9 protein-coding genes and 1 pseudogene are annotated in these 13,459 nt (G+C 56.6%); 4 read left to right on the top strand and 6 right to left on the bottom strand.

Annotation, left to right across the window (positions count from 1 at the left end):
* The first annotated feature begins 547 nt into the window (after positions 1-547).
* On the top strand, positions 548-1,744 hold the full coding sequence (locus G5149_RS11015; RefSeq protein WP_216980027.1) for an NnrS family protein: 1,197 nt from the start codon (positions 548-550) through the stop codon (positions 1,742-1,744).
* Here the strand turns inward: G5149_RS11015 and G5149_RS11020 are convergent.
* The gene (locus tag G5149_RS11020) at positions 1,696-2,322 is read right to left on the bottom strand and encodes a helix-turn-helix domain-containing protein (protein WP_216980026.1); all 627 of its coding nucleotides are present in this window, start codon (positions 2,320-2,322) and stop codon (positions 1,696-1,698) included. The genes G5149_RS11015 and G5149_RS11020 overlap by 49 nt on opposite strands.
* Before the next feature lie 120 nt (positions 2,323-2,442).
* On the opposite strand from G5149_RS11020, the gene G5149_RS11025 reads away from it, so the two are divergent.
* Together G5149_RS11025 and G5149_RS11030 are read left to right on the top strand one after the other, a co-directional pair.
* The gene (locus G5149_RS11025; RefSeq protein ID WP_421212443.1) at positions 2,443-3,618 is read left to right on the top strand and encodes a benzoate/H(+) symporter BenE family transporter; all 1,176 of its coding nucleotides are present in this window, start codon (positions 2,443-2,445) and stop codon (positions 3,616-3,618) included.
* 120 nt (positions 3,619-3,738) lie between these two features.
* Positions 3,739-4,809 carry a DUF3103 family protein gene (locus tag G5149_RS11030; RefSeq protein WP_043851630.1) on the top strand — a complete coding sequence of 357 codons (1,071 nt, stop codon included), beginning with the start codon at positions 3,739-3,741 and terminating at the stop codon, positions 4,807-4,809.
* Between the two features lie 59 nt (positions 4,810-4,868).
* Here the strand turns inward: G5149_RS11030 and metF are convergent, their stop codons facing one another.
* Positions 4,869-5,765, bottom strand: coding sequence for a methylenetetrahydrofolate reductase (gene metF / locus G5149_RS11035; protein ID WP_005341548.1), 897 nt, complete (start codon positions 5,763-5,765; stop codon positions 4,869-4,871).
* Between the two features lie 329 nt (positions 5,766-6,094).
* Between metF and G5149_RS11040 the strand changes: the two genes are divergently transcribed.
* A complete protein-coding gene (locus tag G5149_RS11040) occupies positions 6,095-6,892 on the top strand; it encodes a GNAT family N-acetyltransferase (protein WP_236347945.1) in 798 nt (265 codons plus the stop codon).
* Positions 6,893-6,971: 79 nt separating this feature from the next.
* Here G5149_RS11040 and G5149_RS11045 read toward each other — a convergent pair whose 3' ends face one another.
* The 4 genes and pseudogenes from G5149_RS11045 to G5149_RS11060 all read right to left on the bottom strand — a co-directional run bounded on the left by G5149_RS11045 (position 6,972) and on the right by G5149_RS11060 (position 13,383).
* On the bottom strand, positions 6,972-8,444 hold the full coding sequence (locus G5149_RS11045) for an ABC transporter substrate-binding protein (protein WP_421212444.1): 1,473 nt from the start codon (positions 8,442-8,444) through the stop codon (positions 6,972-6,974).
* Positions 8,445-8,452: 8 nt separating this feature from the next.
* Entirely contained in the window at positions 8,453-10,432 is a 1,980-nt protein-coding gene (locus G5149_RS11050; protein ID WP_337073376.1) for a methyl-accepting chemotaxis protein, read from the bottom strand.
* A 222-nt stretch (positions 10,433-10,654) separates the two neighbouring features.
* Entirely contained in the window at positions 10,655-11,251 is a 597-nt protein-coding gene (locus G5149_RS11055; protein ID WP_005340187.1) for an OmpW family outer membrane protein, read from the bottom strand.
* Between the two features lie 458 nt (positions 11,252-11,709).
* Positions 11,710-13,383, bottom strand: a pseudogene (locus G5149_RS11060) (diguanylate cyclase).
* Between the last annotated feature and the right edge of the window lie 76 nt (positions 13,384-13,459).

Genomic DNA, 13,459 nt, shown 5'->3' on the forward strand with positions numbered 1-13,459 from the left:
CAATTAAGGCGGCTCAATGAATTGCTGAATTAACTGCTGCAACTAAAAGTTGCTTTGGTCACTTCATCAGACATTGAAAATCAAAAATTGTTTTTGATGCTCGATGCTGTGAGTGCCCACACAGATTGCTTGATTCAAATTGTTAAAGAGCGATGCAGCTTTTGGCTGCTGCGGGAGTGGCATTCTACTCAACCGCCTTCTCGAGTCAAGCCTTATTTTCAAAGGCTTTTCGAGGCTACCGACGAGGTTGTTTACGTTGCCGCTTGCCCTGTCGATGGAGGCGCATTATAGGGAGTGAATTCGTTCTGACAAGGAGATAATTGCAAAAAGATGGCTTTTGCTGTTCGTTCGCTCACAAAGCCACCAATCAGCATATTAAACCGGCGAAATCAGCTTACTGCAGGCACCTCAATAGCCAAATCAGGCTATCGGCCACGGTTTATCACAGCCCTCTCACTTCTTGCCCTTATCAGCATATCAGTTTTAATTGAACATTTGAAAAGCCAATTTATAATTAGCTTTTCAAATGTTCAATTAAGGTTTCGTCATGCATCAGATCCTGGATAGCCGTAAAGAGGAGAACATTGTTCCTCTGTTCCGCCTCGGGTTTCGGCCTTTCTTCCTGCTCGGCGCCTTGTTCTCAACATTGGCAATGCTGGGCTGGCTTGGGCAGCTCAATGGCTGGTTCGTCCTGCCGGGGATTGGCAATCCCATCTGGTGGCATGCTCACGAGATGTTGTTTGGCTTCGGAGCGGCAATTGTTGCAGGATTTCTGCTGACCGCAGTGCAAAACTGGACAGCTCACCCAGGGGTTAGAAGCTGGCCGCTTGTGCTGATCGTGGTGCTGTGGGCATTGCCGAGGGCATTGCTGCCCTGGTTGGGCGAGCACAATACCCTGCTGATGGCGGCAGATCTGCTCTGGCTGCCTCTTTGCGCCTGGTATCTGGCCAAACCGATTGTGGTCACCAGGCAGTGGCGCAACCTCTTCTTTGTGCCTCTGCTGGTCGTGCTGACACTGCTAAACGCCGCCAGCTGGCTGTGGCAGGCACAGTGGGCTGATATGGAACATCTGCTCATTACCACAGTGCTCTTGCTTACAACCCTGATCGCCGTGATGGGAGGACGAGTCATCCCCTTCTTTACCGCCAGGGCCACCGGGATGGAAAAAGCCGTCCCTATTCTCTGGCTGGAGCGCGCAGCTCTTGCCACGCTGTGGCTCACTCTGGTGAGCTGGCTGCTGCTGCCCACCCCATGGGCCACCAGCCTCTACCTGCTTCCTCTATATATAGTGGCGGCTGTTTTGCACTTGTGGCGCCAATTGCGCTGGCGACTGCCTTCCACTCTTGGACAACCCCTCTTGTGGTCACTGCACCTCGCCTACCTGTTTATTCCTCTCGGCCTGCTCGCCCTTGGTGCTCTGGCTGCCGGCCTACCCATCAGCCTGTCGCTGGCCAGCCACCTGCTCAGTGCCGGCTGCATGGGGACCATGATCCTGGGGATGATAGCCAGGGTCTCCCTTGGTCACAGTGGCCGGGCCTTGCAGGTAGGTCGCAGGATCCAGTACGCGTTCGCGCTGGTGATCATGGCGGCCCTGATCCGGGTCGTGATCCCGCTGCTTTGGCCGGCCCATACCTTGCACAGCTGGAACCTGAGCGGCCTGGCCTGGAGCCTGGCGTATGGCCTGTTTGTCTGGGTCTATGCTCCCATATTGACCAGCCCTCGGGCTGATGGGCGCCCAGGCTGACCCGGAGGCCAAGATCTGCTGGCCGGATAGTGGATAAGATTGTGGAAGATAGCCGGGGCCACCCCCTGATTGCGATAGCCATGGGGGCGGTCGGCCGCAAAACGCACCGCCTCCCCCTGCGTCAAGGAGTGCCACTCCTCCTCCACCAGCACTTCCATCTGGCCGTTGATGACGATGACATGCTCGGTCACTCCGGGTTCATGGGGTTCTGATTCTCGCTGATAACCAGGCAACAGTGTCAACTCAAACAATTCGAAACCAAAGCGCCTCTCATAGGGGAAGAGAGGCGCAACCTGCATACCCTCTCCCGCCGGCTGCTGGCGAATAGCATCGGCGGTGCGGTAGAGCACCTCGTTCTGCGCAGCAGGTGCAGGCTCGATGAAGCTGGAGAAGGAGACCCGAAATCCGGTCGCGATCTTCCACAAAGTGGCCACCGTCGGGCTCGATTCCCCTCGCTCAATCTGGCCCAGCATCGCCTTGCTGACGCCAGTCTCCCGCGCCGCTACATCCAGACTCCAGCCCAGTTCGCTGCGTAACCCCTTCAGACGTTGGGCCAGATGCTGATTCATCTCTTGCATGACTGCCTCTTTGTTGCGCTTGCTTGAATCGCCTTGTGCGCTATAGCGCACACCGATATAGTCTGGTGCAATATTGTACGTAATAACGCACAAACCGCCACAACCCCACAAGGACGTTATATGCCCTTTGCCCTTCCCCATCTGGTCGCCGGCTTCATCGCCGTGATGGTCGGTTATACCAGTTCGGTCATCCTGATCATTCAGGCAGCCACGGCAGCGGGGGCCGATGCTACCCAGCTCGCGTCCTGGTTATGGACGCTGGGTATCGGCATGGGCATCAGCTGCATCGGCCTCTCCCTCTATTACCGCATCCCCGTCTTGACTGCCTGGTCGACCCCGGGGGCCGCCCTGCTCATCACCAGCCTGGGTAACTTCACCCTGGCCGAGACCATCGGTGCCTTCATTATCTCTTCCCTGCTGATCACCCTGTGCGGCATCAGCGGCTGGTTCGATCGGCTGATGCGCCATATCCCGGCCCAGCTGGCGGCAGCCATGCTGGCTGGGGTATTGCTCAAGTTCGGGCTGGATCTGTTCAAGGTCGCCCCGGCAGCCCCCTTGCTGCTCGGCAGCCTGTTGCTAGCATTCCTGCTCGGCCGCCATCTCTGGCAACGCTATACCATGGTACTGGTGTTGGCAGTCGGCATCCTCATCTGCCTGTTGAGAGGAGAGCTGCAGCTTGACACCATTCACTGGCAACTGGCCGGCCCGGTCATGACCTGGCCAGAGTTTTCCCTTAGTGCCCTGTTCGGTATCGCTCTGCCACTGTTCATCGTCACCATGACCTCCCAGAACATGCCGGGCATTACCATTTTACGGGCCCACGGCTATCAACCCGCCACCTCATCTCTCATCACCTGGACCGGCCTGACCGGTCTGCTGCTGGCTCCATTCGGCGGTTACGCCTTCAACCTGGCGGCCATCACCGCTGCCATCTGCATGGGGAAAGAGGTAGATCCGGATGCCAACCGGCGCTGGCCCGCGGCAGTGTGGGCTGGCTGCTTCTATCTGCTGACCGGCTGTTTCGGGGCCACGGTGGCGGCGCTGTTCACAGCCTTCCCGGTGACACTGGTGACCTGTGTCGCCGGGCTAGCCCTGCTCGGCACCATCGGCAGCAGCCTGCACACCGCATTGCAACACGATGATACCCGTGAGGCTGCCCTGCTGACCTTCATCATCACAGCTTCCGGGATCAACCTGCTCGGCATCGCTGCCGCCTGCTGGGGACTGCTCATCGGCATGGGGCTCTATGGCATCCAAATTTATCGACAAAGGAATCAATTGGATCACAAACCGTGAACCATTCCACACTCTCCGTACAAAATAGTTCACAACTGAAACTAATTTTAATCTAGTGGCATCAGGCGGCATCTTCTTCCCAATTTGCCGCCTGTCAGGTTCATATAACGGAGAATAAAAATGAAAAATCAGGCTGTCTTGTTATTACTGGCCATACTGGGCGCCACGAGCGTCCAGGCTGCCGATACAGATCGGGAGCTGGCGCGCCAGCTCGCGCTACAACAGAAGAGTTTGCTGCCTCTGGTGAGCAATCCTCAGTACCAAAGCCCGCTGCCCGAGTTGTTGAAGAAAGCGCCCACCCGCCTTAAACGGCAAGCAACCGATGCCAATCAGGCAGCGATCGCCCGACAAGGGCTCGACGGGGAAGTGAAGCAGTTGATGCAGCTGCGACTGGCCAACCCGGAACAGGCTGCAGCCTTGCAACAGGGGGTTGAACCGCTGGTCGCTTATGTCCCGAGCGGTGATGAGAAGAGCTGGAGTGCCATCGAAGCGTTCGACAGCGCTGGCAATCCGGTCTATCTGGATGTCGACAAGGCACCGGCCCGACCCGTGCTCGTGGTCGAAGCAGATCCGGTGAAAGCCAAAAATGCCGGTCTGCAGGTGATGCGCAAGGCGTTTGCCGCAGCCGATATGCAGGCAGCCCCCCAACCCAAGGCTTCTGCCAGCACAGCTCCTCTCAAGACCAGCATTCTGAAAAAGATCAGACTGAAAGATGATCAGGAGCCCTGGCTGCTCGGTGCTGCCGAGGTTTATGCCGTCGTCGCCGGGGTCAACCCCAGTCGGGATGAACCCGTGGTCGATATCGTCGATATGCCCTACCTCGACTATGACAATACCGACTACACCCCCAACCAGATCCTGGTTTACTGGGATCGTTACCGCTGGGGTGCGGTTGATATCGTGATGATGGAGCAGGATGACAACGTCAACTACAAGGAGCTGGCCGACCTGCTGATTGAGGCGCTCAAGCTCGGCTTTACCGCTGGCGGAGTGCCGGAGGGACTCCCCTTCCTCGATCTGGGCGGTCGTATCGTCAAGGCGCTGCCCGACTCCTGGATGACCAACGACGATGACTATCTGGATACCTTCTACACCCTGGAGCAGGACCAGAGTTATCACCAGTATCCGGGAGCGGCAGGCAATGCCGTGATCGATCTCGAGCCGAAAGAGATCGCCCCGACCAGACCCTGACGGGTCGCCATAACAAAAAAGCCAATGAGCAACTCATTGGCTTTTTATCCCTCTGCCGATTACGGCTGACCTTTCGGTCGCACCCCAAGGGTGTGGCAGATGGCATAGGTTAATTCGGATCGGTTCAGGGTATAGAAGTGGAAATCCTTGACCCCCTCCTGACTCAGCACCCGCACCTGATCGATAGCGATACTCGCCCCCACCAGATTACGAGTCATCTGATCGTTCTCCAGCCCTTCAAAACGCTGATGCATCCAGCGCGGGATCTTCACGTTGGTGAAGCCGGCAAACTTGGCCAGGGTCTGGTAGTTGGAGACCGGCAGGATCCCCGGCACGATTTCGGCATCAATACCGATAGCGGCACAACGATCCCGAAAACGCAGATAGGTCTCCACATCGAAGAAGAACTGGGTAATGGCACGGTTGGCACCAGCATCGATCTTGCGCTTAAGGTTGAGCAGGTCCGACTGGGCGCTCTTTGCCTCCGGGTGGCCTTCCGGATAGGCCGCCACCGAGATATCGAAGTCAGCTTCAGCCTTGAGCAGGGCAACCAGATCGGTGGCATACATCTCGGGCTTCTCCAGCCCCTGAGGCAGATCACCACGCAGCGCCACAATATGGCGGATACCGCTGTTCCAGTAGTCGCGGGCAATGGTACGCAACTCGTCGCGGCTGGCATCGATACAGGTCAGGTGGGGCGCGGCAATCAGGCCGGTGCGCTCCTTGATATCCTTGATCACCTTGTGAGTACGGTCCCGGGTACCTGAATTAGCGCCGTAGGTCACGGAGACAAACTTGGGTTCCAGCACTTTCAGTCGCTCAATGGACTGCCAGAGCGTGTTTTCCATCCCTTCACTGTTGGGCGGGAAAAACTCGAAACTGACCGATATATCGCCATTCAAATCTGCCAGACTCTGGTTGAGCGCTTCAACCTGACGTGCACTGTGAAATCCCATCTGCTCTTCTCCCTGTCCTGCAATCCATCTGTCTACGTCAAAACGGATGTTTGGACGTCTAAACGTCTTTATATTTATGAGCAAAACGGGACAAAGTCAACAGGGAATTACCTCACATCCGATCTGACGAACTTCATATTTATAAAATTAACGGTACGTAACCGAACAGTGCCCATCCCAAAATCGCACCAGTCGAGTTATGATGAGGGCAGATCGTCCTGGACGTTCTGAATCTGCGTGTGATTGTTTGGCCGGAGGCTTCTCCGGCCCCTTTTCATCTATTTCCCACTCCTGCCGATAACAGAATGAGTCTTTGCAGGAGCATCATCATGGATACCCACCCCGGCTTTGCCACCGACTTGCTGTTCGATCGCTATCAAGGCGAGGTCGTTCAGCACGATCAGTTCTGGGCGGTTCGCACACCGGATGCTCCCGATTACTACTTCGGCAACTACCTGCTGCTCCCCACCCCACCGAGCGACCGTGACAAAGGCTGGCTGGAAGCCACATTTGATCAGCTGATCGGCCAGGATCCTCGAGTGCGCCACCGAACCTTTCAATGGCCACTGGTAGCCGGGCAAAACAGCCGGATCGCCGGTTTTGTCGCAACCGGATACCAATACATGGAGTGTGTGGTGCTGGCACTGGATAAGCAGAGCTGGCAACCTCATGGTGATATCAATAGCCCCCAGGCTCGCACCTTCGCCACTGCTGATTGGCCTGAATGGCTCGACTTCGAACTCCATGAGCGGGATGAGGGGTACTCGGAACAGAGCTATCTTCCGTATTTGCGTTCCCGTCAGGCGCTCTATCAGGCCATGATTGCCGATGGTCTCGGGGACTGGTGGGGGATCTGGCAAGAGGGGCAACTGGTCGCCAGCTGTGGTTTATTCTTTTGCGGCACACTGGGGCGCTTCCAGTTGGTGCGCACTCACCAGGCGTGGCGAAACCAGGGGTTATGCCGCCAGTTACTGAGTCAAGTGGCTCGCGCTGGATTGTCGCGCGCCAAACAGCTGATCATAGTGGCTGACGAGCACTACCATGCCCAGCGCATTTACCGCTCTCTGGGGTTTGCCCCGGTTGCCCGCATCGGCAGCCTCTGCCGCTGGCCACACGACACACAATAAAGCGATTCGCTCTGGCCGCAAACCATCAATAAAAGCGGGAGGCTGATGCCTCCCGCTTATCATTTATGCTGATGAGTTATTACTGCGAAGCCTCCAGCTCGTTCGAGAGTGCCTGCTCCACCTCATCCGACGGCGCCGGTAATGGCGCCGCGGCGGCTGATACGGGCTGCTCTGCGGGTGCTACCACTGCAGGCGCGTCACTGGTCGCTGGGGCTGCGGACACCTCAGTCGCCGGCGCTGAAGCCGAAGCAGGGGCAGGGGCAGGGGCAGGGGCAGGGACAACCGCATCACACTGACAATCCGCGCTCTTGGCCTTGTTGCCCTGATGAGGGGCATACCAGCTCTTCAAGCCACTTTCCAGTCGATCCGCGGCAGCCTTGGGCTCCATCTTGCCGAGCAACACAGCCTGACTCACCTCGGCCAGCTCATCCCCCAACTTGGGCGTACCACGGGAGAGGATCTGAGTCGCCACCCGAATGGTCGAGTCACACTGATCCCGCCACTCCATCATCTCTTTAGCCGCCGGATTGGTGACATCGAAGAAGTGGTTGGAGAGGGAAAAGAATCCAGGCAACGAGTTGGTATAGAGCTCGGCAAATTGCGGCGTCGTCAGCCACTGCAGGAAAGCCATCGCCCCCTCTTTGTTCTTGCTGGCCGGATTCATCCCCATACCGATATCGGTGTGGTCGGTAAAGAAACAGCCATCACCCTGTTTGGCCACCGGCGGGCGCATGACGCCAAAATCGACCTTGCCGGTGAAGGGGGCAATCTCCCAGGATCCTGCAACATAGAAAGCGGCCTTGCCGGAGGTAAACAGTTCGTTGCTGGTCGCATAATCGCGGCTCTCGGCCCCCTCGCCAAGGTAGGAACGCCAGCGGGCCAGCTCATCGAACACCTTCACATAATGCGGGTTATCCAACCGCTCCTGCCCGCCGATCAGAGCCAGACGGCCGTCCTCTCCCTTCCAGTAGTTGGGGCCAATATTCTGGAAACCCAGTTCGGAGGCAACCCAGCTCTCGGCACCGCTCATGGCCAACGGCACATAGCGCCCATCAGCCTTGATCTTGTCCAGCACGGCAAAGAACTGATCGCGGGTTTGCGGCAATGTCAGCCCCAACTCACTGAAGATCTTCTTGTTATAGAAGAAGCCATGGATAACCGACGCCATGGGTACACAGAAGGTCTGGGCACCGGAATCGGTCTGCCAGGGTGACTGGGCAAAACTCGGGAAGTTCTCCATCCCCGCCATCTCGGTCAGCTCGGCCAGATGTCCCGCCTTGAACAAGGCAAGCGAGTCATCAAACGGACGACAGGTAATGAGATCACCCGCCTTGCCCCCTTTCAGGCTCTCCCACAGAGTGGGCATGTAGTTGACGTTCTGCACCGGATGAAAACTCACCTTGATGCCGGGATGCGCCGCTTCAAACGCCGGGATAATCTTCTGCTCCCACAACGCCTTGTCATCGGTTCGCCAGCTTTCAATCACCAGCTCGCTGGCCATCAGCTGGCCACACAACAGGAGACTCAGGGCTCCAATCCACTTTTTAGACATAAGCCCTCCTAGACCTTGAAATGTGAGATCAATTGCTGCTGTTTGGCGACCAGGTCGGCCAGCACTTCACTGCTGCTGGCGGATTCGCGCGCCTCCCGCTCCGTTTCGTATGCCACATCGGCAATACCGGCGATATGACGAGCTACCCCCTGACTGACGGAGATCTGCTCCTGAGCGGCATGGGCCACCTGATCAGCCATCGACTTGATGGCACTCATCCGATCGGCAATCGATTGCAGCGCAACATCCATCTCGCGAGTCTGCTCGACACAGCTCTGGGTCTGCTCTTGGCTGCGCCCCATCACTTCAACCACATGCTTGCTGGAGCTTTGCAGGTTCTCAATCATCCCCTGGATCTCTTCGGTCGAGGTCTGGGTGCGATTGGCCAGCGCCCGCACTTCATCGGCCACCACCGCGAAACCGCGGCCGGCATCGCCAGCACGGGCGGCTTCGATGGCGGCGTTCAAGGCCAGCAGGTTGGTTTGCTCGGCAATACTGCGGATCACATCGAGAATGCTGCCGATATTGTTACTGAATTCCCCAAGTTTGTAGGTGATGCCGACAGCCTCCTCCATGGCGCCAGCCAGCTGCTCGGTGATCCGGCGAGTGGTGGCCACTTTCTGGCGACCATTGCGCGCCTCTTCGTCAGCCAGATCCACTTCCCGCTTGGTGCCATCGGTAGACCGGGCCACCTCGGTCGCACTCACTTCCAACTCGGTAATGGCGGCGGCTACCTGATCGGTCTGGCTCTTCTGCTCCTGCACCCGGGACATGGCCCGTTCGCTGATCTCGGCAGCGCGACTCGCCTCGTCCACCAGATGGCGGGAGCCCGCATTGATTTGGGAGAGCAGCTCGCCAGTCTTGCCCGCCAGCGTATCAATGGAGCGAGAGAGGCTGCCAAATTCGCAACTGCTGCGGTAGTTGATGCGCCGTGTCATGTCGCCGGCCGCCATGTAATCGAGCTCCTTGTTGATCATCTGCAACGGACGCTGAATGCTGCGTGCCGTGGTATAGCCGATCACCAGTGCGGCAGCAGCCGACATCGCGGCAACCACCAGGATCCAGAAGCTGGCACTGCTGACCGCCTCATCCGCATTGACACGGCTCTCGCTGGCGATGGCTCCGGCAGACTTGCCCATCTCATCGAGCAAATTGAGGCTGTTGACCAGACTGGCATCCAGCTGTTGATTCTGAGTAGCCAACGACAGCTCCAGTTGTTGGGCCTGACGCATGGTCGCCAGCAAGCCCTGAGCGCCGAGCGCCAGCTCCTGCATCCGATCCAGGTTGGAGACAAAGCGCGCTTTCACATCATCGGGCACCAGTACACGCTCCAGACGCTTGCGGGCCATCTCGATATCCTTGCTAAGTACCTTTTCCAGCTCGTTCAGGTCGGTTTTGGCATCGGCACGGCGGATATTCTTCAGATCGCGGGCGATCCCTGAGGTAATGAGTTCCGCCTTGTTGCGCATGGAACGCTTGCTGGCCGTCTGTTGCAACAGCAGATCAGCCGCCCACTGGTAGGTATCCTCAAGGCGGATAAATTCCATCTCCAGCTTGTGGCGCTGATCCAGTGCACTGACCCACTGCCTATGCTGGGCCAACACCTGATCCGCCAAGCCATAAAATTGGGTGGTGGCACTCTCGACCTGCTGGAAACGGGCTCGGGCATCCGCTACGCCGGTAAATTTACCCATCTCCTGACTCAGCCGGGCAAAGCGGTTCTGCTGCTCCTTGAACTGATTGGCCAACTGCGGCAACTGGGCGGCATCTTCACTGGTACGGTAGACCAGCACCCAGCGGTTACTATCCTGCAGTGCCCCCTTGAGGCCTGCGACAGCGACTACCAGCGGGGTTGCACGGTCAGATACGGCAGAGAGACCGTCATTTATACCCTTGATTTTAAAGGTACTGATCACTCCAAGCAGGATCAGCAACAGCAGCATCAACACGAATCCGGCGATGATCCGCTGCACGATAGATAAGCCCATGGAGACATCCTCACTCATTGGGGGAAGGTAAAGTGAACATAGTCACTATCGGCAGGGGTGGCGAATAACTGAAATAAAGCGGCAGGTATTTAATTGATTTGTATCGGGTTGGATCACAGTCCAGACAAAATCAGCCATACGAAAAAAGCCCGGCACAAGCCGGGCTGAAAGAGACGTACTTTGCTATCTTTCGCGGTCCGTTCAGAACCGCAGTCAGAATCATTAGAAGCGGTAGCCAACACCCACCATAAAGGCCATTGGGTCGACCTTGGTATTAATGGTGCCAATCGCTGTATGCACATCGGTATCGATATCCATGATCCAGGCTGAACCGTTGACAAACCAGCGGTCAGTGATCGCCATATCGATACCAACTTGTCCGGCAACACCCCAGGAGTCATCGACTTTGACATCGGTTCCTGACAGTGCACCACGACCCTCTTCATCAAAGAAGGTGGTGTAGTTCACGCCAATACCGACATACGGGCGAACCTTGCTTTGAGCATCGCCAAAATAGTACTGACCCATCAGAGTCGGCGGCAGATGCTTGATCTTGGCAACTTCAGCGCCACCTAGTTTGACTGAATGAGAGAAGGGGGTTGCAGCCAGCAATTCGACACCCCAGTTATCAGTAATCATGTAAGAGAGAGTCAATCCCAATTGCATGTTGTCATTAATTTCCAGCTCTACAGGCGTGCTGCTTTCCTGCGGCGATACAAATGCCAAACCACCACGAACCAGAATATCACCAGCCTGATGGGCCATGGCGAAAGGAGAGGTCACTGCAGCGGCAATCATCAGAGGAAGTAATTTTTTCATCACGTAATCCCTTTTTTTGTTTTCATTTGATGCTGTAAGCCCGCTGACTATATGCCTTTGTAAATGCAAAGTTATTGACTTGGAGCAAAGGTTGCACAGAAATAAATCGATTGGTGTGACATCTTTGCGCGCCATCCCAATCTCGTTGAGTCCCCAGACAACAAGCCGAAATACCTGTTTCGACAGGTTGTAACTACCCGCATCCAGAGACAAAAGGAGCAAACAAACCGCATCTTATTGCGCGGCAGAGCGGCGATTAATTGTTGTTAACATGGGCAAATCAGCGTATTTTTTGCGCCATACAAGTTACTGGGAAGTAATGGTTTATTTATGAAAAATGAGTCGAAATGGCAAAAGGTGGGAGCCTTTCTCGCGGCCGTGTGGGGAATCGGATCCTTTCTCTTTATCCTGCTCGGTTTTATTGTCGCCCTAGCCTATCTGGTATTGGTACGGCAGGGTTAATCCGGATTGACAGAGTGCAGCAGGGTGATATCTCCCCCTTCGGCAAGCTGTTCCGGAGTCTGGCCCATGCCCTCCGCAGAGAGGGTACCAGCATAGCCAAACCACCGATTTCGCCCGCCGACTTTGGCCTGGTACAGCGCCATGTCCGCCAGTTTGAAGCTGTGACTCCAGAATGAATCCGGACACTCCGGGTGCAACGGATAGCGGCAGAACCCCAGCGACACCGTCAACCAGAGTGGCGCATCCTCTCTGCCAAAGCGGTGCTGAGCGACACGCTGGCGCAGATATTCGACCCGCAATGCCAACTCTTGCTCGTCATCCACTTGTAGCAGCAACAAGAACTCCTCCCCGCCCAACCGGATGATCGGCTCGCGCTCTCCTGTCACCACCTTGCGCAGCAGATCCGCCAGCTGTTTCAGCACCAGATCCCCGATGTCATGGCCAAGGCGATCATTGATCCGCTTGAAATGATCCAGATCCAGCAGCAATAACAGACAAGGTTTAGCCCGGTTGGCCTGCAACCAACCATCGAGATAGCGACGATTGAAACAACGGGTCAAGGGGTCGGTGAATGCAGCCACCTCCATCTGGCTGGATTTTTCCAACAAATCATCGTGTTGCTGACTGACCTTGCCGGCCATCTCCCTGAACTTGCCGCTCAGGGTCGCCATCTCGGCGCTGCTGTCGATATAGGGGATCAAGGTGGCATCTGGCCGATCGCCAAAGCGTTGCAGCGCCGACACCAGCTGCTGCAACGGAGTAAGCACAATGCTGTTGAGCCGATACATGGCGATCATGACGCAGATAAAACTGATAAACAGCATGCCGATAAAGGTCCAGAGCGCCCCCTCCATGACGCCACTCAAGATCTTTCTCTCCTCCTCAATCACCAGAGTCAGCACCGGCTGGTTATCGCTGTTGAGCAGTCGCACCTCTCCCCTGAGCCGGGTGAGCCCAAGGTCGATCAGGCGATACGTTATTTGCGGTTTCAGTGGTTTGAAGGTAGCGGTGACATCCAGATTGGCGTGGGAGATCGCCAGAGGCAGCGCGGTACGCTCCGATACCTGCTCGAGATAGGCCTTGTCGAGCCAACGTACAACCAGCAAGAAACCGTTGAACGGTGCCGACTCGTCACTGTTTCTGATCGGCTGCCACGAGTACATCAGCGGCCCCCACTGGGAAGCACGGATCCCGTGCAGATTGATGCCCCCTTGCGCCACCGAGCGCGCCCTTAACTGCTTTTTCAGTTCATCCAAGAAGTAGGGAAACTGGTCCGGATTGATCCCCGGCGCATCGGGTAGCAGGGTGCGCGTCCAGATTTCGTATCCGGTGAGATCCATGAAGCTCATCAGGTTGAGACTAAAATCCCGCATCGGCATATCACTGAACAGGTTGGATTCGATGTACCCCCTGCTTTTGTTGTCCATAAAACGGTGACTGTCATCCCAGATGCCCCAATCCCGACTGAATGCATCCAGAGCGGCCACATCCGCCTGCACAGCCTTGGTCACGCGCAGCAGATGCTCCTTCATTCGCTACTCTTCAATCCGGCTGGCTGCCGGGATTTGGGCCCACGCCAGCAGGACCAGCAATAGCAAGATCGCCCCCAGCCAGATGGGGAACATGGAGTAAGCCAACTGATGATCGATGGTGCGCGAAGCCTGAGCCATAAACCGACATATCCATTGCAGTGATGCTGCGATGCCACGCACCGCCCGAAACCTCCACGCTCCCGATTTTCATCAT

This window comes from Aeromonas sp. 600479 (assembly GCF_049175515.1).
Taxonomy (GTDB): Bacteria; Pseudomonadota; Gammaproteobacteria; order Enterobacterales; family Aeromonadaceae; genus Aeromonas; species Aeromonas veronii_A.

Excerpts from the sequence above, each read along its gene's own strand:
- G5149_RS11015 (WP_216980027.1), top strand. The coding sequence starts at position 548 with ATGCATCAGATCCTGGATAGCCGTAAAGAGGAGAACATTGTTCCTCTG.
- G5149_RS11020 (WP_216980026.1), bottom strand. The coding sequence starts at position 2,322 with ATGCAAGAGATGAATCAGCATCTGGCCCAACGTCTGAAGGGGTTACGC.
- G5149_RS11025 (WP_421212443.1), top strand. The coding sequence starts at position 2,443 with ATGCCCTTTGCCCTTCCCCATCTGGTCGCCGGCTTCATCGCCGTGATG.
- G5149_RS11030 (WP_043851630.1), top strand. The coding sequence starts at position 3,739 with ATGAAAAATCAGGCTGTCTTGTTATTACTGGCCATACTGGGCGCCACG.
- metF (WP_005341548.1), bottom strand. The coding sequence starts at position 5,765 with ATGGGATTTCACAGTGCACGTCAGGTTGAAGCGCTCAACCAGAGTCTG.
- G5149_RS11040 (WP_236347945.1), top strand. The coding sequence starts at position 6,095 with ATGGATACCCACCCCGGCTTTGCCACCGACTTGCTGTTCGATCGCTAT.
- G5149_RS11045 (WP_421212444.1), bottom strand. The coding sequence starts at position 8,444 with ATGTCTAAAAAGTGGATTGGAGCCCTGAGTCTCCTGTTGTGTGGCCAG.
- G5149_RS11050 (WP_337073376.1), bottom strand. The coding sequence starts at position 10,432 with ATGGGCTTATCTATCGTGCAGCGGATCATCGCCGGATTCGTGTTGATG.
- G5149_RS11055 (WP_005340187.1), bottom strand. The coding sequence starts at position 11,251 with ATGAAAAAATTACTTCCTCTGATGATTGCCGCTGCAGTGACCTCTCCT.